The 22,718-nt window shown below is 71.4% G+C and carries 23 protein-coding genes; 9 read left to right on the top strand and 14 right to left on the bottom strand.

Features of this window, described 5'->3' with window-relative positions:
• Positions 1–10: 10 nt before the first annotated feature.
• The gene (locus tag AC3ETA_RS04050; RefSeq protein ID WP_432191418.1) at positions 11–1,039 is read right to left on the bottom strand and encodes an LLM class flavin-dependent oxidoreductase; all 1,029 of its coding nucleotides are present in this window, start codon (positions 1,037–1,039) and stop codon (positions 11–13) included.
• 222 nt (positions 1,040–1,261) lie between these two features.
• On the opposite strand from AC3ETA_RS04050, the gene AC3ETA_RS04045 reads away from it, so the two are divergent.
• Positions 1,262–1,594 (top strand): ATP/GTP-binding protein, encoded by a 333-nt coding sequence (locus AC3ETA_RS04045; RefSeq protein WP_432191417.1) that lies wholly within the window; start codon positions 1,262–1,264, stop codon positions 1,592–1,594.
• Positions 1,595–1,604: 10 nt separating this feature from the next.
• Here the strand turns inward: AC3ETA_RS04045 and AC3ETA_RS04040 are convergent, their stop codons facing one another.
• The 7 genes from AC3ETA_RS04040 to mce all read right to left on the bottom strand — a co-directional run bounded on the left by AC3ETA_RS04040 (position 1,605) and on the right by mce (position 11,484).
• Positions 1,605–2,477 carry an ABC transporter permease subunit gene (locus AC3ETA_RS04040; RefSeq protein WP_432191416.1) on the bottom strand — a complete coding sequence of 291 codons (873 nt, stop codon included), beginning with the start codon at positions 2,475–2,477 and terminating at the stop codon, positions 1,605–1,607.
• Positions 2,474–3,781 carry an ABC transporter ATP-binding protein gene (locus AC3ETA_RS04035; RefSeq protein ID WP_432191415.1) on the bottom strand — a complete coding sequence of 436 codons (1,308 nt, stop codon included), beginning with the start codon at positions 3,779–3,781 and terminating at the stop codon, positions 2,474–2,476. The genes AC3ETA_RS04040 and AC3ETA_RS04035 overlap by 4 nt, the downstream gene beginning before the upstream one ends.
• A gap of 231 nt (positions 3,782–4,012) precedes the next feature.
• Positions 4,013–4,783: an ABC transporter permease gene (locus tag AC3ETA_RS04030; protein ID WP_432191414.1), complete on the bottom strand. Its 771-nt coding sequence runs from the start codon at positions 4,781–4,783 to the stop codon at positions 4,013–4,015.
• 2 nt (positions 4,784–4,785) lie between these two features.
• Positions 4,786–5,775: an ABC transporter ATP-binding protein gene (locus AC3ETA_RS04025; protein ID WP_432191413.1), complete on the bottom strand. Its 990-nt coding sequence runs from the start codon at positions 5,773–5,775 to the stop codon at positions 4,786–4,788.
• Positions 5,776–5,861: 86 nt separating this feature from the next.
• On the bottom strand, positions 5,862–6,800 hold the full coding sequence (locus tag AC3ETA_RS04020) for a coiled-coil domain-containing protein (protein ID WP_125524869.1): 939 nt from the start codon (positions 6,798–6,800) through the stop codon (positions 5,862–5,864).
• A gap of 184 nt (positions 6,801–6,984) precedes the next feature.
• The gene (gene scy / locus AC3ETA_RS04015; RefSeq protein ID WP_432191412.1) at positions 6,985–10,833 is read right to left on the bottom strand and encodes a polarized growth protein Scy; all 3,849 of its coding nucleotides are present in this window, start codon (positions 10,831–10,833) and stop codon (positions 6,985–6,987) included.
• A 210-nt stretch (positions 10,834–11,043) separates the two neighbouring features.
• On the bottom strand, positions 11,044–11,484 hold the full coding sequence (mce, locus tag AC3ETA_RS04010) for a methylmalonyl-CoA epimerase (protein WP_432191411.1): 441 nt from the start codon (positions 11,482–11,484) through the stop codon (positions 11,044–11,046).
• A 149-nt stretch (positions 11,485–11,633) separates the two neighbouring features.
• On the opposite strand from mce, the gene AC3ETA_RS04005 reads away from it, so the two are divergent.
• The 3 genes from AC3ETA_RS04005 to AC3ETA_RS03995 all read left to right on the top strand — a co-directional run bounded on the left by AC3ETA_RS04005 (position 11,634) and on the right by AC3ETA_RS03995 (position 14,472).
• A complete protein-coding gene (locus AC3ETA_RS04005) occupies positions 11,634–12,836 on the top strand; it encodes an acetyl-CoA C-acetyltransferase (protein ID WP_432191410.1) in 1,203 nt (400 codons plus the stop codon).
• Between the two features lie 39 nt (positions 12,837–12,875).
• Complete coding sequence (gene meaB, locus AC3ETA_RS04000; protein ID WP_432191604.1) at positions 12,876–13,862, top strand: methylmalonyl Co-A mutase-associated GTPase MeaB; 987 nt, start codon at positions 12,876–12,878, stop codon at positions 13,860–13,862.
• A 202-nt stretch (positions 13,863–14,064) separates the two neighbouring features.
• Positions 14,065–14,472 (top strand): MFS transporter, encoded by a 408-nt coding sequence (locus tag AC3ETA_RS03995; RefSeq protein ID WP_432191409.1) that lies wholly within the window; start codon positions 14,065–14,067, stop codon positions 14,470–14,472.
• A gap of 16 nt (positions 14,473–14,488) precedes the next feature.
• Here AC3ETA_RS03995 and AC3ETA_RS03990 read toward each other — a convergent pair whose 3' ends face one another.
• Entirely contained in the window at positions 14,489–15,124 is a 636-nt protein-coding gene (locus AC3ETA_RS03990) for a PepSY domain-containing protein (RefSeq protein ID WP_432191408.1), read from the bottom strand.
• 116 nt (positions 15,125–15,240) lie between these two features.
• Between AC3ETA_RS03990 and AC3ETA_RS03985 the strand changes: the two genes are divergently transcribed.
• Entirely contained in the window at positions 15,241–15,963 is a 723-nt protein-coding gene (locus AC3ETA_RS03985) for a response regulator transcription factor (protein ID WP_432191407.1), read from the top strand.
• A complete protein-coding gene (locus AC3ETA_RS03980; protein ID WP_432191406.1) occupies positions 15,960–17,384 on the top strand; it encodes a sensor histidine kinase in 1,425 nt (474 codons plus the stop codon). The genes AC3ETA_RS03985 and AC3ETA_RS03980 overlap by 4 nt, the downstream gene beginning before the upstream one ends.
• Before the next feature lie 38 nt (positions 17,385–17,422).
• Here the strand turns inward: AC3ETA_RS03980 and AC3ETA_RS03975 are convergent, their stop codons facing one another.
• From AC3ETA_RS03975 to AC3ETA_RS03955, 5 genes are all read right to left on the bottom strand, one after another.
• Positions 17,423–17,899, bottom strand: a complete 477-nt coding sequence (locus AC3ETA_RS03975) for a MarR family winged helix-turn-helix transcriptional regulator (protein WP_030950111.1) — start codon at positions 17,897–17,899, stop codon at positions 17,423–17,425.
• 102 nt (positions 17,900–18,001) lie between these two features.
• Entirely contained in the window at positions 18,002–18,802 is an 801-nt protein-coding gene (locus AC3ETA_RS03970; RefSeq protein ID WP_432191405.1) for an AIM24 family protein, read from the bottom strand.
• Entirely contained in the window at positions 18,799–19,449 is a 651-nt protein-coding gene (locus AC3ETA_RS03965; protein WP_432191404.1) for an AIM24 family protein, read from the bottom strand. The genes AC3ETA_RS03970 and AC3ETA_RS03965 overlap by 4 nt, the downstream gene beginning before the upstream one ends.
• 1 nt (position 19,450) lies before the next feature.
• Positions 19,451–20,083 (bottom strand): AIM24 family protein, encoded by a 633-nt coding sequence (locus AC3ETA_RS03960; RefSeq protein ID WP_432191603.1) that lies wholly within the window; start codon positions 20,081–20,083, stop codon positions 19,451–19,453.
• Positions 20,084–20,160: 77 nt separating this feature from the next.
• The gene (locus AC3ETA_RS03955) at positions 20,161–20,493 is read right to left on the bottom strand and encodes a DUF6191 domain-containing protein (RefSeq protein WP_432191403.1); all 333 of its coding nucleotides are present in this window, start codon (positions 20,491–20,493) and stop codon (positions 20,161–20,163) included.
• A 182-nt stretch (positions 20,494–20,675) separates the two neighbouring features.
• On the opposite strand from AC3ETA_RS03955, the gene AC3ETA_RS03950 reads away from it, so the two are divergent.
• The 3 genes from AC3ETA_RS03950 (at position 20,676) to AC3ETA_RS03940 (ending at position 22,713) form a co-directional block, all read left to right on the top strand.
• Positions 20,676–21,020, top strand: coding sequence for a DUF3817 domain-containing protein (locus tag AC3ETA_RS03950; RefSeq protein ID WP_432191402.1), 345 nt, complete (start codon positions 20,676–20,678; stop codon positions 21,018–21,020).
• On the top strand, positions 21,017–21,310 hold the full coding sequence (locus AC3ETA_RS03945) for an MTH1187 family thiamine-binding protein (protein ID WP_432191401.1): 294 nt from the start codon (positions 21,017–21,019) through the stop codon (positions 21,308–21,310). Before AC3ETA_RS03950 ends, AC3ETA_RS03945 begins: the two co-directional genes overlap by 4 nt.
• A 293-nt stretch (positions 21,311–21,603) precedes the next feature.
• The gene (locus AC3ETA_RS03940) at positions 21,604–22,713 is read left to right on the top strand and encodes a SchA/CurD-like domain-containing protein (protein ID WP_432191400.1); all 1,110 of its coding nucleotides are present in this window, start codon (positions 21,604–21,606) and stop codon (positions 22,711–22,713) included.
• Positions 22,714–22,718: the final 5 nt, after the last annotated feature.

Raw genomic sequence — 22,718 nt, 5'->3', positions numbered from 1 at the left:
ACCGGCCGGCTCAGCCGAGGTGCGGCAGCACTTCGGTGCCCAGCCGTCGTACGTTCTCCTCGGTCGCCGCCAGATCGCCCGAACCCTCGACCAGCAGCGCGAAGCGGGAGATCCCGGTCCGCTCACTCGTCGCCGCCAGTCGGTCGGCGCACAGGCGCGGCGTGCCCACCGGGTGCAGCCCGCAGAGGAGTTCGGTGTACGCCAGCGGGTCGCGCATCGAGCGATGGCGGCCGTCGACCGTCACATGGGCCTCCAGGCCCTGTCGCAGCCAGCCCGGCATCGCCTTCGTGAGGGTCTCCACCGCGTCCGTGCGCCGGTCCGCGATCTGGCAGACGCCGGCCGACACATGGGCCGCGCCGCGGATCTCGTCCCCCGGCCGCCCGGCCGCGCGGGCGTGCTCCCGCCACAGGGCGACCATCTCGGCCTTCTCCTCGTCGCCCACGTGCATCCCGAGCAGCATCGGCAGCCCGCGCTCGGCCGCGAGCCGCACGCTGCTCGGCGAGGTGCACGCGACGACGACCTCGGGGCCCCCGACGTCCGTGAGACACTCCGACGGCCGCGGTACGACGGCGACCTCGCGGAAGCCGAACCGCTCGCCGGCGGCCGAGACCGAGGGCTCGCGCAGCCAGCGCACCAACAGATCGAGCGACTCCGGGAACCCCTCCTCGTACGCCTTGAGGCCCTGCCCGAACACCTCCAGGTCGACCCACGGCCCGCCGCGCCCCACGCCCAGCGAGAACCGCCCGCCGGAGGCGATGTGCAGCAGTGCCGCCTGCTCGCCGAGGGCCACCGGGTGGGCGGTGGGCAGTACGCTCACCGCGGTGCCGACGTGCAGCCGGCTGGTGCGGCCGAGCAGCAGGGCGGCCAGGGTGATCGCGGACGGACAGGTGCCGTACGGCACGAAGTGGTGCTCGGCCAGCCAGACCGAGTCGAGCCCGGCCTCCTCGGCGACCTCGGCGGAGCGGACCGCGCGGTGCAGCGCCTCCCCATCACCCTGGCCCGGGAACCGGGCCGCGAGTACGAAACTTCCTACGCGCATTGCTTTTCCTGCTTCCTTGGCTCCGACGCGGAGCTCCCCCACCGGGCATAACCGTCTGACACGTGCCGAGGACACGGCTTGGCGAAGAGATTTGCGGATTGTCTGCAGAATCAATGGCCGGCGTGCGGGACTTGTGGGGGTTGGTGCCGTACGACTACCCCTGTCCGTGCCGCGTAGGCTGGATACGACCCGTGCATCCTGTATAGCCCCGTGAGGTGTTCCGTGTCCCCGCGTCGCAATCGACCCAAGGATTCCGGCTCGTCCGGACGCAGCGCCGAGGACGACCGTCCCGGCCGCTACGGCGGCTGGCAGTCCTCGGAGAGCTGGGGCGGCGACGAGTGGAACGTACGGCACGTGGCGGGCGCGAGCGCGCAGGGCAAGGCGTACCGCTGCCCGGGCTGTGAGCAGATGATCCCGGACGGCGTCCCGCATGTGGTCGCCTGGCCGGACCACGCGGGCGTGGACGACCGCCGGCACTGGCACAAGGCGTGCTGGAACGCGAAGGACCGCCGCACCACACGGGTGCAGCGGTCCAGGAACGCGCCGAGGTTCTAGCGGGCCGGGCTCACACGTCGCGCTTCTCCAGCAGCGCCCAGGCGCCGGCGAACGCGGCCGCCGTGACGCCGAGCATGATCCACAGCGGGTCCCAGCCGGACGGGCCGGACTCGGAGAGGGACTGGGCGTAGAAGACGCTCAGCTGGTTCGGGATGGAGTACTCGAACAGCGCCTGCTGAAGGTCCCTCAGCGACTCCGCGAACATGAAGAGCGCGATGACCAGCGGGGCCAGCAGAACACCGATCATGATCGTGATCGCACCCGCCGAGTGCCGGATGACCGAGCCGACGACGAGCGAGAGCAGTCCGAGCAGCGCGATGTAGAACGAGATGCCGACGGTGCCCTTCAGCCACTCCTCGCCGGTCGGCTCCCGGGAGCCCTCCAGGAAGGCCACGTCCGCGAGGGCGACCAGGACGGCCGACGCCAGCGTCACCACGAACGCGACCACGAAGAACACGATCGCCTTGGCCGCCAGTACCCGGCCACGCGTCGGGCACGCGGTCATCGTGGTGCGGATCATGCCGGTGCCGTACTCGGAGGCGGTGGTCAGCACGCCGAGCGTGATGATGCAGATGCTGCCGAGCAGCAGTCCGAAGAAGCCGAACGACAGCGGGCTCTCGCCGGAGAGACTCTCCTCCGAGGCGTTGCCGGCGATCAGTGCGGCGACCGAGAGACCGATGCCGATCACGAGCACCACGAACACCCCGAGCGTCCACATCGTCGAGCGCACCGAGCGGATCTTCGTCCACTCCGAGGCGAGCGCGTGCCCCAGGTGCGTGCGCACCACCGGGATCGGCGAGGTGTAGGTGGGGTACGGGGTGCCGGGCGCCGCCTGCCAGTTCGGTGCGGCGGTCTGCGGCATCGGGGGCTGGGGCGTGCTCATCGGGCGTCCTCGGGCTGGGTCGGTGCGGCGGGAGTCGCGGGGGCGACGGGCGGCTGGGGCGCGGGCGCGGCGGCAGGAGCGCTCGCGGGCGCCTGGGCGGGGTTCTGAGCGGCCGGCGGCGCGGGGGGCTGCGCCGGAGCCACCGGAGCCTGGCCCGGGGCCGCCTGAGGCGCCTGGGGGGCCGCCTGCGCGTACGGGTTCGGCGTCCCGGCACCGGGCGCCGCCGGAGCACCGTACGGTCCGGGCTGGGCCGGCTGTGCGGCGTACGGCTGCCCGGCCTGCTGGGGCGGCGGCGGGGCGTACCAGCCCGGCTGGCCCTGACCGGGCACCGGCATCGGCGGCTGTGCGCCCGGCGGCAGCGGCTGCTGGAGCCCTTCCTTCTGGTCGATGGTGGAGCGGTAGTCGACCGCGCCCTGCGTCATCCGCATGTACGCCTCCTCCAGCGAGGCCTGGTGGGGCGACAGCTCCCACAGGCGTACGTCGGAGTCGTGCGCGATGTCGCTGATGCGGGGGAGCGCCAGCCCGGTGACCCGGAGCCCGCCGTCCTGCTCGGGCAGCACGTGCCCGCCCGCCTCGGTGAGCGCGCCGGCCAGCTTCTCGCGCAGCTGCGGCTCGGTGTCGGGCGTCCGGACCCGGGCGAAGCCCGCGGAGTTCGCGGCGATGAAGTCCTTGACGCTCATGTCGGACAGCAGCTGACCGCGCCCGATGACGATCAGGTGGTCGGCGGTCAGCGCCATCTCGCTCATCAGGTGGGAGGAGACGAAGACGGTACGGCCCTCGGCCGCCAGCGACTTCATCAGGTTCCGCACCCAGAGGATGCCCTCGGGGTCGAGGCCGTTGACCGGCTCGTCGAACAGCAGCACCTGGGGGTCGCCGAGCAGCGCGGCGGCGATGCCGAGCCGCTGGCCCATGCCGAGCGAGAAGCCCTTGGAGCGCCGTCTTGCCACGTCCTGGAGGCCGACCACGCCCAGCACCTCGTCCACCCGCCGGGCGGGGATGCCGGACAGCTGGGCCAGGCTCAGCAGGTGGTTGCGCGCGGCGCGTCCGCCGTGCACCGCCTTGGCGTCCAGCAGCGCGCCGACCTGACGCGGGGCGTTCGGCAGCCTGCGGTACGGGTAGCCGCCGATCGTGACCTGCCCCGAGGTCGGATTGTCCAGGCCGAGGATCATGCGCATCGTCGTCGACTTGCCCGAGCCGTTGGGGCCCAGGAAGCCGGTGACGGCGCCGGGCCGCACCTGGAAGGACAAGTTGTACACAGCGGTCTTGTCGCCGTAGCGCTTGGTCAGGCCGACTGCCTCGATCATGCTCCGCACCCATCGAAAGGTTCAGGACAGCGGGGCGCACGCCCCCCGTAAGGGTTAGGAGGATACCGAGGCGCTGACGGTTCCACTCAAGAGCAAGTAAAACCTCGGACGCGCGGTCCCCGGCCGGCGTGGGTCCGGACGCGCCCCGAAGGGGCGCGGGGAACTGCGCGACCGGCCACCGGACCGCCGCGGCCGAATGACGGCACATCGCGGCTCTTCCGGGCGGAGCGCCTACGCGTCGCGCTTCTTGAGCGTGGCGTAACCGCCGGCGAGCGCGGCGATCACCCACAGCACCATGATCCCGAGCCCGCCCCAGGGGCCGTAGGGAGTGTCGTTGTCGACCGGGGTGACCACCTGCATGATCTTGCTGCCGGCCTGGTCGGGCAGGTAGCGGCCGATCTTCTCGGTGGCCGAGACGTTCCCGAGGATGTTGGAGATCAGGAAGAAGAACGGCATCAGGATGCCCAGCGACAGCATCGGTGAGCGCAGCATCGCGGCGACGCCCATCGAGAACATCGCGATGAGGGCCATGTAGAGCCCGCCGCCGAGCACCGCCCGCAGCACGCCCGGGTCCCCGATCTCGGCCCGGTACTCGCCGAGCATCGACTGCCCGAGGAAGAAGGCGACGAAGCTGGTGGCCAGGCCGACGACGAGGGAGAGCCCGGTCGCCACCGCGATCTTGCTGAACAGGAAGGTGCCGCGCTGCGGCACGGCCGCCAGTGAGGTGCGGATCATGCCGGTGCTGTACTCGTTCGAGACGACGAGCACCCCGAACACGATCAGCGCGAGCTGGCCGAGGCCCATCCCGGCGAAGCTGATGAAGGTCGGGTCGAAGGACAGCTGGTCGCTGCGGCTCATGTCGTCGAACTCGTTCTTCGACAGGGCCGAGATCAGCATGCCGAGAGCGATGGTGACCACCACCGCGAGGGACAGCGTCCACACGGTGGAGGCGACGGACCGGATCTTGGTCCATTCGGAGCGGACGACCTGGGTGACCACCATGCTCAGCTCCTCCTCCAGTCGGCGCCCCACTGCTGCTGTTGCGCCTGCGCCTGCACCTGGGCCTGCGTCTGCGCCTGCGGCGGCGCCTCGGCGTGCGCGTGGTACTCCACCGACTCCGCGGTCAGCTGCATGAAAGCCTCCTCCAGGGAGGCCTGTTGCGGACTCAGCTCGTGCAGCACGACCTGGTGGCGCGCCGCCAGCTCCCCGATCTGCTCGGACTTGCCGCCGTCCACCTCCAGCGTGCCGTTGCCGTTCTGCACGGCGGTGATCCCGGCCTGCTGCAACACGTCGAGCAGCCGCTCGCGCTGCGGGGTGCGGATACGGACGTACGCCCGTGAGTTGCGCGCGATGAACTCCGGCATGGACGTGTCGGCGAGCAGCCGCCCCTGTCCGATGACGACCAGATGGTCGGCGGTCAGGGCCATCTCGCTCATCAGATGGGAGGAGACGAACACCGTCCGGCCCTGCGCGGCCAGCGATTTCATCAGGTTCCGGATCCAGTGGATGCCCTCGGGGTCGAGGCCGTTGACCGGCTCGTCGAACATCAGGATCCGCGGATCGCCGAGCAGCGCACCCGCGATCCCGAGCCGCTGGCCCATACCCATCGAGAAGCCCTTGGTCTTCTTCCTGGCCACCGCGGTCAGCCCGACCGCGTCCAGCACCTCGCGCACCCGGCTGTCCGGGATGCCGTTGCTCTGCGCGAGGCACAGCAGATGGTTGCGGGCGCTGCGTCCGGGGTGCCAGGCCTTGGCCTCCAGCAGGGCGCCGATATAGGTGAGCGGGTCCTTGAGCTGGTCGTAGTGCTTGCCGTCGATGCGGACGTCGCCGGCGGTGGGCCGGTCCAGGCCCAGGATCATGCGCATCGTGGTCGACTTGCCCGCGCCGTTGGGGCCGAGGAACCCCGTGACGATGCCCGGTCTCACCGTGAACGTCAGGTTGTTGACCGCCACCTTGTCGCCGTACCGCTTCGTCAGCCCCTCGAGCTCGATCATGCCGCCCACGCTAAAACGGGACAAAGCCCTCTGCCACCCCAGTGGCAGAGGGCTTTGCGGAAATTCAGCAGACGTGTGCCGGATCGTTACCGGGACTGCTGAGCGGGCACCCCACGCGTGATCGGCTCGTCCTCGGCGGCCGGCGCACCGGTCGCGGCCACCGCGGCACCGGTGAGCGTCGCCAGCATCTCGCGGACGTTCGTCAGCTGAGCGTTGATGCTGTCGCGGCGGTTGGTGAGAGCCGCGAGCTCGCGCTCGGATTCCGAACGGATCCGGTCGGCCTTGGCGTTGGCGTCGGCCACGATGTCCTCGGCCTGACGCTGAGCCGTCTCCACCGTCTGACGGGCACGGCGCTCGGCGTCGGTGCGCAGCTTCTCGGCCTCCAGGCGCAGCTGCTCGGCGCGGTGCTCGATCTCGGCGAGACGCTTCTCGGCCTTGGCCTGACGCGAGGCCAGGTCGCGCTCGGACTGCTCGCGGCGCTTGGCGAGGTTCGTCTCGAAGTCGGCGGCGGCCTGCGCGGCCTTGGCGCGGGTCTCCTCGAAGAGGGCGTCGGCCTCCTCGCGCTTGGACTGAGCGTCCTTCTGGGCCTCGGCACGCAGCTGCGAGGCGTCGCTCTTGGCCTTCTCGACGATCCGGACGCCTTCGTCCTCGGCCTTGGACTTGCGCTCCGCAGCGAACGATTCTGCGTCGTTGCGAACCTGCTGGGCCGCCGACTCGGCGAGCTCGCGGTGCTGCTCGGCGGCGCGGCGGGCCTCCTCGCGCAGATCCTTGGCCTCTTCCTCGGCGAGGCGGAGGATCTTCTCGACACGCGCGCCGAGGCCGGCGTACGACGGCTCCGCGTCGGTTACCTGGGCCTGGGCGTTCTGCGTCTCGAGATGGAGCTCCTCGATGCGCTTTTCCAGAGCGGTGATGCGGGCGAGAGCGCTGTCACGGTCGGAGACGAGCTTGGAGATCCGTTCGTCCACCTGAGCGCGGTCGTACCCACGCCGCACTAGCTCGAAGCCGTAGGGGGAAGTGTCGCTCATGGGGTTCCTGTCGAAAGAGACCGGTGAGGTGATAAGTGGAATCCTAGGGGCCGAAGCGGTGTGTCATCGAGCGGATACGTGTTTGATCTGGAGAATGAGACCCCTTTTGAGTGGCTCACCGTCGGACGGCTTGCCAAAAACCGGGTCAAAGGCCCCCAGGAGACACCGGAACCCGCCCGACTCGCTAGCCGTCTGACGACTTGCCACCCGATCGGGGTGCTCCGACTGTCGCACCCGCCTTGACCCCGCCGTCCTTGGCGCCACCCGGCGCCTCGAAGGACTCCAGCGCCTCCAGGACGTCCTGGACGCGCGAGATCTCGGCGTTGATGTCCTCACGCCGCCGCACGAGGACCTCCAGCTCGCGCTTGCCCTCCTCGACCGTGCGCTTGGCCTCGCGGATCGCCTCGGCCTTGAGTTCCTCGGCCTCCTTGATGAGGGTCGAGCGCTTCTGCTCGGCCTCCTTCAGCAGCCCCTCGGCCTTCTTCACGGCGGCGATGCGGACCTTGCCGGCCTCCGAGTTGGCCTCGGACACCAGTTCCTTGGCCTTCGCCTGGGCCTTGGCGAGCTGCTCCTCGGAGGCCTTGATGAGGGCGTCGCAGCGGTCACCGGTCGACTTCATCGTCTCCGACGCCTCACGGCGGGCCCGCTCGTGCAGGTCCTCGATCTCGCCGGTGATGCGGTCGCGCAGCTCCTCGGCGCGCTCCCTTATCGACGTGGCGTCCCGGCGGGCGCCGACGAGCAGCTCGTCCGCGTCCGTGCGGGCCTTCTCCACCATCGAATTGCCCTCGACGGTCGCCTCGGAGACCAGCCGGTCGGCCTCCTTGCGGGCCGCGCCCACCATGGTGTCGGCCTGCGCCTCGGCGTCCGCGGTCGTCTTGTGCGCCTGCTGCTGCGCCTCGGTGAGCAGCTTGTCGGCCTCGGCCGTGGTCTCCGTGATGAGCTTGTCGACCTGCTCGGCCACGTCCTGGCGCCGCTTGCCGGCGTCCTTGCGGACCTCTTCGAGAGTGCGCTCGGCCTCCTCGCGGGCCGCGTTCACCAGCCGCTCCGCCTCCGCGGCCGCCTCGGCCTTGAGGCGCTCGGAGTCGCGGCGGACCCGCTCGGCGTGCTGCTGGGCCGACCCGACCGTGTCGGCGGCCTCGGCACGCAGCCGCTCCGCCTCCGAGGTGGCGTCCCCGACCAGCTTCTCGGCCTTGGCGAGCGCATCGGTGCGCACCCGGTCGGCCTCCGTGATCGTCTCCGACTGGAGCCGCTCCGCCTCCGAACGCGCCTCGGTGATGAGGGTGTCGGCCTGCGTCGCCGCGTCGGACCGGATCCGGTTGGCGTCCTCGCGGGCGTCCGCCCGGGTGCGGGACGCGGCCTGGTCGGCCTCGGCGATCTTGTCGGAGGCCTCGGTGCGGATCCGCTGGGCGTGCTCGGTGGCGTCCGACCGCAGCCGCTCCGCCTCGGCGATGGCCTCCCCGACGGTGTGCTCCGCGAGGGACTTGGCGGCGGCGGCCTCCTCGTTCGCCTCGCGACGCACGCGCCCCGCGTCCTCGCTCGCCCGCTCCCGCTCGGCGTAGGCGTCGGCGCGGACCCGGTCCGACTCCTCCTCGGCCTCCCGGCGCGTACGGTCCGCCGCGTGCTCGGCGGCGCTGCGCAGCCCCGTGATCTCCTCCTGGGCCTGCTCGTGCAGCCCGGTCACGGAGTCGCGGACCTGCTGGGCGTGCTGCTCGGCCGCCGACACCATCTCGGTGGCGCGCCGGTCGGCCTCCTCGACCAGCCGTACCGCCTCGGCCTGCGCCTCCTCCACGCGGCCCCGCGCTGCGGCCAGCAGCTCATCGCTCTGCTCGCGGGCCCGCTCGCGCTCCTGGTCGGCCTCCTGGCGGGCCGAGCCGAGGAGTTCCTCGGCCTCGCGGCGGCGCCGGGCGGCCTCCTCCTGGGCGGCGGTCAGCGTCTCGGACGCCTCCGTGGCGAGCCGCTCGGCGGCGGCCTGTGCCTCGGCACGCACCCGGTCGGCGGTGTCCTGCGCCTCCGACTTCAGCCGCTCGGCCTCGGCCGCGGCCTCCGACCTCAGGCGTACGGCGATGGCCTCGCCCTCGGCACGGGACGCGGAGGCGTCCGACGCGGCCTCGGTGCGCAGCCGGTCGGCCTCCTCCTCGGCCTGCTGCTGGAGGGTGCGGATCCGCTCGGCGGCCTCGCCGCGCAGCCGGTCCGTCTCCTCGGCGGCCTCACGGCGGATGCGCGAGGCCTCCTCGCGGGCGTCGGCGAGCGCCTGCTCGGCCGCCGCGAGCCGCTGCTCGGCGTCGGTGTGAAGGCGCGTCAGCTCCTCGGCGGCCTCCGCCCGGCGGGCCTCCACGCCGCGCTCGGTCTCCTCGCGCAGCTCACGGGCGGCCTGCTCGGCGTCGGACTTGATGCCCTCGGCCTGCTCGACGACCTCGTCGCGATGGCGCTCGGCCTCCTGGCGGGTGCGCTGCAGGGTCTCCTCGGCCTGCCGGCGCAGCGTGGTGGCGCGCTCGATGGCCTCGGTGCGGACCTTCTCGCTGTCCGACGTGGCCTTCTGACGCAGGTCGTCCGCGTCCTGCCGGGCCTTGGACAGCAGTTCCTCGGCGGTCTTGGCCGCCTCCTCGATCTGCTGGACGGCCTCCTTGCGGGCCTCCGCGCGGATCTTCTCGCCCTCGGCGACCGCCTCGGAGCGCAGGTGCTCGGCCTCGCCGCGCAGCCGGCGCGCCTCCTCCTGGAGCTCGACCGTCTTGGCGCGGTACTCCTTGGTGTCGTCCTTCGCCGAGCCCTTGAGCTGCTCGGCGATGTCGTGCGCCTCGGCGCGCAGCCGGTCCGCCTCGGCCTCGGCCTCGGTGCGGATCCGCTCGGCCTCCTCGGCCGCGGCCTTGGTGGTGTTCTGTGCGTCCTCCTGCGCCTTGTTGAGGACGTCCTCGGCGGTCTTGGCCGCCTTCGAGAGCTGGGTCGCGCTCTCCTCGGCGGTGATCGTGCGGGCCTTCTCGGCGGCCTCGGCGACGATCTTCTCGGCCTCGGCGCGGGCGTCGGCGACGACCTGCTCGGCGTCCGACTTGGTGGCCTCGGCGTCCTTGGTGGCCTCGCTGACCAGCCGGGCCACCTGCTCCTTGGCCGTACGCATGCGCTGCTCGTTGGCCGACTCGGCGTTCGCGAGCGCCTTCTCGGCGGCCGTAGTGGCCTCGGCGACCAGCTTCTCGGCCTCGGACTGCGCCTTGCGCAGCGCCTCCTCGGCCTCCGACATGCGCTGCTCGGCGGCCCGGCTCAGCTCGGTGGCCTGCCGGCGGGCGGAGTCCGACTCCGAGGCGGTGGAGGTACGCAGCTGCTCGGCGTGGTCGGTGGCCTCCTGGGCCTGCGTCGAGGCGGCGTTCAGCAGCCGCTCGGCGTCCGTGCGGGCCCGGAGCAGGATCTGCTCGGCCTCCGCGCGGGCCTCCTCGGCCGCGCCCGTGAGGCGCTGGCGGGCCTCGGTGGTGAGCCGCTCGGCCTCGGCGCGCGCGGCCGACATGGCCTGGTCGGCCTCGGCACGCGACTCGTCCAGCAGGCGGCGGGCCTGCGACTCGCTGCGGGCGCGCAGCTGCTCGGCCCACGCCACGTTCTCGTTGACGTGCGACTCGACGGTCTGGCGGCGCTCGGCGAGCTCCTGGTCCAGCTGCTGGCGGCGGGTCACCGCCTCCTGGTGCAGCTCGGCCTGGAGCCGGGCCGCCTGCTCGGCGTGCTCCTGGAGGATGCGCTGCGTCTGTGCCCGGACCTGGCTGAGCTCGCGCTCGGCGTCCTGGCGCAGCTGGTCCGCCTGGACCTGGGCGTTGCGCAGCAACTGCTCGGCCTGATAGCCGACGTCCCCGCCGTCGAAGGCGGGCCGGGACATGATGGTCCGCCGCGCCTCGTGCAGCTTGGCGCGCAGCACCTCGACCTGGTAGCCGAGGTCCTCGGCGTGCTGGATCGCCTTCTCCCGCTCGGTCTTCAGCCGATCCATCTCGGCCTCGAACCGAGAGAGGTGGTCGACGTCAGCCGCCGGCTCTCGCTCCTGGCGTTCGTAGCCCCGCACTGCGCGGTCCCATCCGTCCCCTGGTCGCAAGTCTGGCCATACGGGCTCCGTCCGTCCGCCGAACGGGGCCCCCGGGGAATGGTGTCAGATCAACGGCGGAGCACGGGCTGCTGCCCCGACGCTCGCCCCCCGAAATCCGGACCCCGGCATGCGGCCACCCCGTGTCGAGGAGCGACCGCCCCCAACCCTACCGGCCCATATGTACGAGGGTCAGTGCTCAGGTGACTCAACAGGCGCCGAAGTGACCAGTTCTGTCAGTACTCCATGGCAATCCTTGGGGTGCAGGAAGGTGATTCGTGACCCCATGGAGCCGCGTCGGGGCTCTTCGTACAGAACGCGTACGCCCTTGGAGCGGATGTCGTCGGCGTCCGCGTCCACGTCCGCCGTACCGAAGGCGATGTGGTGGACACCCTCGCCGTTCTTGTCGAGCCACTTGGCGACGGTGGAGTCCGGGCGGGTGGGCTCGAGAAGCTGCAGGTAGGAGGCGCCGCCGTCGGAGGTGTCGTTGATCTTGAGCATGGCCTCGCGGACGCCCTGCTCCTCGTTGACCTCCGAGTGGTACACCTCGAAGCCGTACGTGGCCCGGTAGAACTCGACAGTCTTGTCGAGGTCGAAGCAGGCGATCCCGATGTGGTCGATTCGCGTCAGCATGGAATTCAGTGCAGCGCTCCCGCGGTGGTTACGCAACGTGCCAGCGATCACACCGACGGCCCGGTGACGGCACGGAGTGCCACTCAGTACATTCGAAGTAAACCCTCGTTCACTCCTCGGCTGCACAAGCTGGAAGGGGATCGCACCTCATGTCTTCTGGAAACGGCACGACCTCCGTGATCGTCGCGGGTGCCCGTACCCCGATGGGACGGCTGCTCGGCTCACTGAAGTCCTTCTCCGGAGCCGACCTCGGCGGCTTCGCGATCAAGGCCGCCCTCGACCGTGCGGGGATCGGTGGCGACCAGGTGCAGTACGTGATCATGGGCCAGGTGCTCCAGGCCGGGGCAGGGCAGATCCCGGCCCGCCAGGCCGCGGTCAAGGCCGGCATCCCGATGAGCATCCCGGCGCTCACCGTCAACAAGGTGTGTCTGTCCGGCCTCGACGCCATCGCCCTCGCGGACCAGCTGATCCGCGCCGGTGAGTTCGACGTGATCGTCGCGGGCGGTCAGGAGTCCATGACCAACGCCCCGCACCTGCTGCCGAAGTCCCGCGACGGCTTCAAGTACGGCGCGATCGAGATGCTCGACTCGATGGCCCACGACGGCCTGACCGACTCCTTCGAGGGCATCGCCATGGGCGAGTCCACGGAGAAGCACAACACCCGCCTCGGCATCCTGCGCCCCGAGCAGGACGAGATCGCCGCCCTGTCCCACCAGCGCGCCGCCGCCGCGCAGAAGAACGGCCTGTTCGAGGCGGAGATCACCCCGGTGGAGATCCCGCAGCGCAAGGGCGACCCGGTCCTGTTCAGCAAGGACGAGGGCATCCGCGGCGACACGACGGCGGAGTCGCTCGGCAAGCTGCGCCCGGCCTTCGCGAAGGACGGCACGATCACCGCGGGTTCGGCGTCGCAGATCTCCGACGGCGCCGCCGCGGTCGTCGTCATGAGCAAGGCCAAGGCGCAGGAGCTCGGCCTGGACTGGATCGCCGAGATCGGCGCGCACGGCAACGTCGCGGGCCCGGACAACTCCCTGCAGTCCCAGCCCTCGAACGCCATCCGGCACGCCCTGAAGAAGGAGGGCCTGGAGGTCTCCGACCTCGACCTCGTCGAGATCAACGAGGCCTTCGCCGCGGTGGCCGTGCAGTCAATGAAGGACCTCGGCGTGTCGACGGAAAGGGTGAACGTCAACGGCGGAGCCATCGCCCTCGGTCACCCGATCGGCATGTCGGGTGCGCGGCTCGTCCTGCACCTGGCGCTGGAGCTGAAGCGGCGGGGCGGCGGCATCGGCGCGGCCGCGCTGTGCGGTGGCGGCGGTCAGGGTGACGCGCTGATCGTGCGGGTACCCAAGGCCTGAGTTCTCCTTTCGTAGGACCTCTTCGTGAACGGAGCTGTGATGCAGGACGTCTCCACCCTGGTGGCCCAGGCCAGGGAAGGCCGGCCGCGGGCCGTGGCCCGGCTGATCTCCCTGGTGGAGGGGGCGTCCCCGCAGCTGCGGGAGGTCATGGCGGCGCTGGCCCCGCTGACGGGCAACGCCTATGTGGTGGGCCTGACCGGCTCCCCGGGCGTCGGCAAGTCGACGTCGACCTCCGCCCTGGTCACCGCGTACCGCAAGCAGGGAAAGCGGGTCGGCGTCCTGGCCGTCGACCCGTCCTCGCCCTTCTCGGGCGGTGCCCTGCTCGGCGACCGGGTCCGGATGTCGGACCACGCCTCCGACCCCGGTGTCTACATCCGCTCGATGGCGACCCGGGGCCACCTGGGCGGCCTCGCCTGGGCTGCCCCGCAGGCGATCCGTGTCCTGGACGCGGCCGGCTGCGACGTGATCCTGGTCGAGACGGTGGGTGTGGGCCAGTCGGAGGTGGAGATCGCCTCCCAGGCCGACACCTCCGTCGTCCTGCTCGCCCCCGGCATGGGCGACGGCATCCAGGCGGCGAAGGCCGGAATCCTGGAGATCGGCGACGTGTACGTCGTCAACAAGGCCGACCGCGACGGTGCCGACGCCACCGCCCGCGAGCTCAACCACATGCTCGGCCTCGGCGAGTCCCGAGGCCCCGGCGACTGGCGCCCGCCGATCGTGAAGACGGTCGCCGCGCGTGCCGAGGGCGTCGACGAGGTCGTGGAGGCCCTGGAGAAGCACCGGGCCTGGATGGAGGAGCGCGGCGTCCTGGCCGAGCGCCGCCGCGCCCGCGCCGCCCGCGAGGTCGAGACCATCGCCGTCACGGCCCTGCGGGAGCGGATCGCCGACCTGCACGGCGACCGCCGCCTCGGGGCGCTGGCGGAGAAGATCGTCGCCGGGGAGCTGGACCCGTACCGGGCGGCGGACGAGCTGGTGGCGGGGCTCACGCGTGCGGTTGAGGGCGCCAACGGTTCGGGGGCGCCCTGAAGGGGCGCGGGGAACTGCGTGACCGGCCAAGACGTACTCGCAGACGCAGGACGGCACATCTCGGCTCTCCCAGTGGAGCGCTGCTGCCAGGTTGATCCACATGTACCTCCTCCTGGCACAGGGCACGCCTCGCCCGCGCACGGTGAACGAGCTCCCCGGTCGTGACCGGCCTGGCGCCCAGGCGTCCCCTTTCAACGGGGCCGTGGCATGGCGGTCCGCCGCCGGGGTGCGGCTGGCCGTGCAGGCCGCCGGACTGGGTCTGGCGCTGTGCGGCGCGGCACTGGCACAGGGGCTTGCCACCCTCGCCGTGGCGGTCGCGGTCGCCGGTGTCTTCGTGTCCCCGCTGATCACCACCGCGTATCTCATCGCCGACGAGACGGCCGCGCCCGAGGCCCGGGTCCAGGCCGGCGCCTGGGTCAACACGGCCGTCAACGCGGGCGGTACGGCCGGTACCGCGGCGGCCGGGGTGCTTGTCGGGTGGCTGCCCGCGGGCGTCTGCTTCGCGGTCACCGGGGGAGTGATGATGCTGACGGCCCTGGCCGTGGCGCGGAGGGCGACGGGACGCGCGAAGGGGTACGGGAAGTCCCGTACCCCTGAGGTCACGCGATGACGTGAGGCGCTCGGCGTCAGTCGTCGAGGTCCTGGGTGACCTTGCCCGTCCTCAGGTCGACCTTCCACTCGCCCTTGGTGGTCTCCACGCTCCAGGCCGCGGGGCCGTCGTCGAGGTCGACCTCGGTGACGGTGCCCTTGGCGGCAGCGGCCACGGCGGCCTCGAGGGCGTCGACGTCGGCGCCCTTCAGCGCGGCCAGGTCCTCGCGGGCGTCGTCGTCATCGTCGCCGTCGCGGTGGGCGCCGAGGACCTTGCCGTCGCTCGCGGAGACCCTGACGTCGTGGTCGGTGCCGTCGCCCTTGACGACGCTCACCTCCCACATCCGGGAGCCGTCGTCGTCCAGGTCGGCGCCGACGGCCGTGCCCGGCGTGTGCTTCAGCGCCGCGGCGATGGCGTCGGCGGCGGTGACCTTCGCCGCGGCGGCGTCCGAGCGGACCTCGACGCCGTCGTCGTCCCGGTCGCGGTCCCGGTCGTCGGCGCGGTCCTCGGCGGTGTCGTCCACGCTGTCGTCCCGGTCGTCGGAGACCCGGACGCTCGACTGCCGCTGCGTGGCCGCGCCGTCGTCGTCACCGGCGGCGGCGTAGGCCGCGACGGTGCCGCCCCCGATCAGGGCCGCTGCGGCGACGGTGGCGATGGCGATGTTGCGCTTCATTCCGGTTCCTCCCGGGTCGTTGTCGTTTCGACGCCCTCCAATCTGCCGAACCGACGCTGAGGGGAACCTGAAGGACCCTGAAGAGCTCTTCAGCTTGGCTTTGCGAACCTTTACGCATGCGCCCGCCCGTCACCCACCACCACCCCGCTCGAGACGCTTCGCGTCGCCTCTTTCGAATCTTGATCGTGGAGGACGAGAAGCGGCTGGCCCTGTCGCTCGCCAAGGGACTGACGGCCGAGGGGTACGCCGTGGACGTCGTCCACGACGGCCGAGAGGGGCTGTACCGCGCCTCCGAGGGGTCGTACGACCTCGTGATCCTCGACATCATGCTGCCCGGCATGAACGGCTACCGCGTCTGCGCCGCCCTGCGCGCCGCCGGTCACGAGGTGCCGATCCTGATGCTCACCGCCAAGGACGGCGAGTACGACGAGGCGGAGGGCCTGGACACCGGCGCCGACGACTACCTCACCAAGCCGTTCTCCTACGTCGTCCTCGTCGCCCGTGTGAAGGCGCTGCTGCGGCGTGGGGGACAGGGCGCCGGCGCCTCGCCCGTGCACGTCCACGGCGACCTCAAGGTCGACACCGCCGCCCGCCGGGTCTTCCTCGGTGAGGCCGAGGTGACCCTCACCGCCAAGGAGTTCGCGGTCCTGGAGCAGCTGGTGACACGGGCCGGCGAGGTGGTCTCCAAGGCCGGGATCCTGGAGCACGTCTGGGACTTCGCGTACGAGGGCGACCCCAACATCGTCGAGGTGTACATCAGCACCCTGCGGCGCAAGCTGCGCCCCGGACTGATCCGGACGGTGCGCGGCGCCGGGTACCGGCTGGAGAACGAACGATGAGAAGGATCTTCGGCTCCGTCCGCTCCCGGGCCACGCTCGGCGCCACCCTCGTCGTCGCCGTGGCGCTGGTCGCGGCGGGGGCGGCGGTGCTGCTGTCGCTGCGGTCCAACCTGATGGAACAGGCGGGCAACGAGGCGCAGCGCACCGCGCAGAACGTCGTCGCCCAGCTCGCCGCCGGGAAGCCCTACGACCGGCTGGACCTGGACGACGAGAGCCCGGTCCAGGTCGTCGACGCGAACGGCACGCTGGTCGCGGCCAGTGACGAGCTGGAGCGGATCAGCGGCACCGCCACGGACGCCGTGCGGCCGCAGCCGCAGTCGGGCGGTACGGGCACGGGGTCCGCCACGGGCGACGACGACGATGACGCCGCCGACGACTCGGGCAGCGGCGAGGCCGGTGAGATCGGCGAGGGGACCGAGTTCAGCGACGGCTCCGCGACCATCGACGGCGAGAGTGCCGACTACCGCTTCGCCGCGGTCCCCGTGGAGGCCGGCGACCGAGGGCGGCTGACCGTGTACGCCGGTGGTTCGCTGGACGCCGAGCAGAGTGCCGTGAACACCGCGCTCACCGTCATGCTCATCGGCCTCCCGCTGCTGCTCGGCGTCGTCGCAGGCGTCACCTGGCTGGTCACCCGGCGCGCCCTGCGTCCGGTCGAGGGCATCCGCGGCGAGATGGCGGCGATCACCGCGTCCGAGGACCTCGCGCGCCGGGTGCCGGTGCCGGGCACCCACGACGAGGTCGCCCGCCTCGCGCTGACCACGAACGAGACCCTGGCGGCCCTGCAGACCTCGGTGGAGCGCCAGCGCCGCTTCGTCGCCGACGCCTCGCACGAGCTGCGCAGCCCGATCGCCTCCCTGCGCACCCAGCTGGAGGTCGGCGTCGCCCACCCCGAACTGCTCGACCTGGACGGCGCGGTGGCGGACACCGTACGGCTCCAGGTTCTGGCCGCCGACCTGCTGCTGCTCGCCCGCCTGGACGCCGGGGAGCGGCCCGGTGACGCGCGGTTCGACCTCGGCGCGCTGGCGCGTGAGCAGGCCGAGGGGCGGGACGAGGTGACGGTCGAGGCGCGGTCGGCGCAGGTGGCCGGGTCGCGGGGGCAGGTGGGGAGGGTGCTCACCAACCTGCTGGACAACGCCCGGCGGCACGCGCGCTCGGCGGTCACCCTGACCGTGCGTCAGGACGGGGAGTGGGTCGTCGCGGCGGTCGCCGACGACGGGGACGGGGTGGCCGAGGCCGACCGGGAGCGGATCTTCGAGCGGTTCGTCCGGCTCGACGAGGCCCGCAGCCGTGACGACGGCGGGGCCGGGCTGGGTCTCGCCATCGCCCGTGACGTGGCCGTACGGCACGGGGGCACGCTCACCGTGGGCCGGGTGCCGACGGGCGGAGCCCTGTTCGAGCTCCGCCTGCCGCAGGCTCGGTAGGCGCCGGGTCCGCCGGCGTCCGTGGGGGTCCGCCCGGGTTACGGACGTCCCCGCTGGCCGCGCAGGTGCTCCGCGATCGGCTTGAGGGCCTTGTCGAGCTCCGTCAGGGAGTCGGGGGAGAGCAGGTCGATGAAGTGCCGGCGGACGGACGCCACGTGGTGCGGCGCGACCTTCTGCATGGTCTCCATGCCGTGGTCGGTGAGGACGGCGTAGAGCCCGCGGCGGTCGGACTCACAGTTCTCACGCCGGACCAGGTTCGCGTTCTCCATCCTGGTGATCTGGTGGGAGAGGCGGCTCTTGGACTGCAGGGTGGCAGAGGCGAGGTCGCTCATCCGCATCCGTACGTCCTCCGACTCGGAGAGGTTCACCAGGATCTCGTAGTCGTTCATTGTCAGGCCGAACGGCTGCAGGTCCTTCTCGAGCTGGTACGTCAACAGCCTGTTGACCTCCAGGTGGGTGCGCCAGGCGCACTGCTCCGCATCGGTCAGCCAGCGAGTGGCCGTCTCGGTCTCCATGAATGAAGTCTACCTAAGAAGTTGAAAGGCGAACTAGTGAGGGTTTTCGTGTGACACGACAGTGTGTGCACACGTTCGATGTCACACTCCGCAGACTACCGCTCACAGCCCGAAGCGACGCTGGAGGTCCCCCAGCTGTCCGGGAAGGCGCGGTACCCCGGCCGGTTGTGAAGGCCCTGTGTGCGACCCCCCGCCACCGGGCACTCCGGCGTCCGGCGGAACCGCCCCGGTGGCCTGCTCGGCCATCAGGGTCTCGGACGACTGGAGCAGGACCGTGCCGGCCCCCACGAACTCGAACTGATGCTCCTCCCCGGAGGCCCCTCCGAGGCCCGTCAGTGCACGTAGACCGCCCATTACGCCGGTCATGTAGCTGTGGTCGTAGTGGTGGCACGGCGAGGGGCAGTCGGCCCAGCCGACGAGCGCCTGCGGGTCCACCCGGATCGGGGGTTCCATGAACACCACCGGCCCGTTAGATGCAGCCACGAACTTTCCGGTTCCGATGAGTGTCAGAAAACCCGGCACGATCGATTGCTTGAGTGCAAGAGTTGGCTGAAAAGCGAGCAGGTTGCCCGAGCGAATGGTCAGGTTGCCGTCTTCGAGGTCGTACGAATTCACGTCGAAGGCCCGGTCGGCCAGCAGCATCTTCCCGGAGCCCGCCGCCACGACCCAGTCGCTCGCGTGCAGTGGCGAATGGAAGGACGTACGGACAAGTCGGTCGAGTCGGCCGTGCCCGACGCCGTTGAAGTCGATCGAGCCGTAGTAGGCGATCATCTTCCCCTTCTGCAGGAACCACTGGCTTCCCTTGAGTTCCACGCAGAAGGTGTAGGCGTTGACGTTGTCGTCGGAGGGCAGTGCGGCGGGGTCGAGGCCGCCGGGGCCGCCGGGGGTTCCGTAGGTGCTCACAGCTTCTCCTCCGACGCCTGGACGTAGACGGCACCGTTGCCGCTGAGCTCCAGCTGGAACGCCTCGCCGGAGCCGCGGCCCACCATGTCGCGCCAGCCGAGCGCGGTGGACAGCTTGTTGCGCACGTCGCCGTGGTGGGCGACGTAGGCCTGGGGGTCGACGTGGACCGGGCGCTGTGGGGTGATCGGGATCTCGAAGACGCCGCCGTGCGCCATGACCGCCACCGCGCCGTGCCCCTTGAGGGTGGTGGTGAACAGCCCCTGTCCGGAGATCTGGCCGCGGACCATGCCCATGACGCCGCCCTGCGAGCCGAGGAACATCGTGCCCTGCTGGAGGGTGCCCTCGAAGGCGAGGAGGCGGTCCGCCTCGACGCACAGGGTGTCGCCGGCCAGGTGGATCACCTGCACATGGTGGCCGCCGTGCCCGAAGAGCACGGTGCCGCTGCCCTCGACGGTCATCAGCGGGGTGTCCTCGTTCGCCACCCGGCGCCCGATCATCGACATGAGCCCGCCCTGGCCGCCCGCCATGTTGGGGGTGAAGGACACCTCACCCTTGTAGGCGAGCATCGCGCCGCGCTGGCTGAACAGCTTCTGGCCGGGCATGACCGTCGCCTCGACCATCTTGGAGTTGATCTCGCGGAAGGCCATGTCACACGTCCCCCGCGATCGTGTTCCGCTCGCTCGGCTGTACGTACACCAGGCCGTCCCCCTCGAACCGGATCTGGAAGGCCTCGCCACCGCCCTCGCCCATGAGCGTGCGGAACGTCACACCGGACTGGAAGGACTGCCGCAGATTCCCCTGGTGGGCCACATAGGCCCCCGGGTCGACGGTCAGCGGGTACTGCGCGCTGACCCGCAGCACCACGGCCGGTCCGTCCGACATGATCGCCGCCTGCCCGTGCCCCTCGACGGTGGTGGTGAACAGGCCGTTGCCCTGTGAGGCACCGCGCAGCCCCGTGAAGGAGGTGCCGGTGCGCAGCCCGGCGTCGGTCGCGAGCAGGTTGCTCGACTCGACGTACAGCTTGTCGCCCTGGAGGTTCACGAGGTTGATCTCGGAGGCGCGGTCGGCGAACCAGCACGTCCCTTGCCCCTTCACCTCCATCACCGTCATCTGCTCACCGGTCAGGCGCCGGGTCACCATGCCGCGCAGACCCTCACCGCCGCCGCTCATCTTCTTGAAGGCCATCTGCCCGTCGTACGCGACCATCGAGCCGTTCTTCGCCTTCACGGCGTCCCCGGTCATGTCGACGGCGAGCACCTTGCTTCCCTGGAGTCGGAACATCGCCACGGAGCGACGGTAAACCGCCGGTGCCCGCCACCGACAGATCCCAAAGGTTGACTTCACCCCTGACGGGACCCTTAGATCCCGGCTCGGCGGGTTTCGTCCCTTCGCAGCCGGATGACGGCCGTCCCGCCGCGCAGGTCCACCGTCGACCGCGGCGGCGCACCGTCCTCCTCGTCGTCCCGCATCACCAGGGCGCTGCGCCGCTCCTCCAGCTCGCTCTGCTTGCCGGGGGAGAAGCAGGCGTGCAGCTGCTCGAAGCCGGTCGCGGAGACCTGGCCCTGCCGCGCGGTGTTGCGCCAGGGCAGCCGCCCGGCCCGGCCGGCCCGCAGCAGCAGCTGATCGACGAAGGCCGCCGCGGTGAGCAGCACCACGAGCCCCGGCAGGGTCATGAAGAAGAGGAACTGCACGCGAACTCCCCGGGTCGGTGCGCACCACCGTCTCCCGTGCGGGAGCCCTTGTCACCCTCCCGGACCCCGGGCCCGGAGCGCCGGCCGGGGTTTGCCACAATGGACGAGCGTTTGTGCTTGTGTTCACAAGCTGAGCCGAGCCGACCGACGTCTCTCCCGACCGACCCCACCGAAGGTGACCCGTGGACATCAAGACCGCCACCGCCCTCCGCCGCCTCCGCCTCGTCTCGGCCCCCGAGGCGGTGTCGTTCCTGCTCCTGCTCGTCTGCTCGGTGCTGAAGCGGACCACGGACTTCAACGCGGTGCCCGTGATGGGCATGGTCCACGGCGTGCTCTTCGTCCTGTACGTGATCTTCTGGGCGGACGCCTGGAACCGCGCCAAGTGGCCGCTGAGGACCGCGGCGCTGTACTTCGTCCTCTCCGTCCTGCCGACCGGCGGCTTCTTCGCCGACCGCAGGCTCCGGCGGGAGGCCGAGAACGCAGTCATCGCCTCCCGCGCCCGCAAGGAAGGGGTCGTGGGCGCATGATCGTCGCGTTTTCCGTGACGCCGCTCGGCGTCGGCGAGGACGTGGGGGAGTACGTCGCCGACGCCGTGCGTGTGGTCCGCGAGTCGGGGCTGCCCCACCGCACCGACGCGATGTTCACCTCGATCGAGGGTGACTGGGACGAGGTCATGGATGTCGTCCGGCGTGCCGTCGCCGCCGTCGAGGCGCGGGCGCCGCGGGTGTCCCTGGTCCTCAAGGCGGACATCCGTCCCGGTGTGACGGACGGCCTCACCTCCAAGGTGGAGACGGTCGAGCGCCACCTCGCCGAGTAGGCGGGCACGGGAGCCGTCCGGCGGCCCCGCAGCCCATGCCTGTCCCCAAGTCCCCGCCATGAGCGGGGACTTCGGCGTTCCGGGGGCCGGGCGGGAGCAGGCGCCCCGGTTCGTCCTGCTGTGCTCGTGGACACGCATCCCGGCCTGCCCGGCGGGCAGTTCCCTCAATTGGCCCGCGTGGCTCGCGGACCCCAAGGCCCTGTCCCACGATGAAGGCTCAGGGCCGAAACCCGCGTTCGCGCTGGTGGACAGGGACGGCCGCCACTTGCTCCCGCGAAGGAAGGGTCTGCCGGATGACCACTTCGCCCTACACGTCCCAGTCGGCGTTCGACGGCTCCAGGATGCGCGTCCTCCTGCTCGTCGACCTCCACGAGGGTGCCCAGCAACAGTTCCTGGACGCGTACGAGCAGATGCGTGACCGTGTCGCCTCGGTGCCCGGTCACCTCGGTGACCAGTTGTGCCAGTCCGTGGAGAACCCCTCCCAGTGGGTCATCACGAGCGAATGGGAGACCGCCCCGCCGTACCTCGCCTGGGTGAACAGCGACGACCACCTCGAGACGGTCCGGCCGTTGCAGAGCTGTGTGCGGGAGCTGCGCTCGATGCGCTACGGCATCGTCCGCGAGACCGGCGTCGACCGGCCCCGGGCCGGCGCACTGCAGTCGGCGCCGCGCGAGGGCGACGGCGTGATCCGCCATGCCCTGACCTTCACCGTCAAGCCCGGCTCCGAGTCCAAGGTCGCCGAGATCCTCGCCGGGTACGCGCCGCCGGAGTCCCGCGTCGACGCCACCACGCGGCTGCGCCGCACCACCCTGTTCATGCACGGCAACCGGGTGGTGCGCACCGTGGAGGTGGAGGGCGATCTGACCGCGGCGCTGCGCCACGTCTCCCGTCAGCCCGAGGTGCGGGCCGTCGAGGAGGCCATCAACCCCTATCTGGAGCAGGACCGGGACCTGACCGATCCCGAGTCCGCGCGGACCTTCTTCATCCGTGCCGCCATGCCGCCCGTCCACCACGTGGCGCGCGGCGGCCCGGAACCCGGCGACCTCAGGCGCGAGGCCCTGTACTACCCGGCCGGACAGGGCTGCGGGACGGCGCTGGCCCGGCTGCTCGCCCGGCAGGACGAGGCGGCCGCGGCCGACCCCGCTTCCCCCGTCCACCGCAGCACCGTCTTCCAGCGCGAGGACATCGTCGTCCGCCTCATCGACGTACAGGGCGATCCCGAGACCGATCCGGTGATGGCGCTCGGCATCCACGGCCCCAGGAAGGCCGCCGTCCTGGCACGTCTGCTGGACGGCGAGGCGCTCGGCGTCACCGGACCGCTCACCGGCGCACGGGACGCCAACCGCCTCCTGGCGCACGCCGGCATGGCGCTGATCACCGACCGCAGGGCCGCGCAGTCCTGACGGCG

The sequence above is a fragment of the Streptomyces sp. bgisy027 genome, assembly GCF_057710365.1.
The sequence above is the reverse complement of the archived record's forward strand: the minus strand, read 5'-3'. Positions and strand labels throughout refer to the sequence as shown.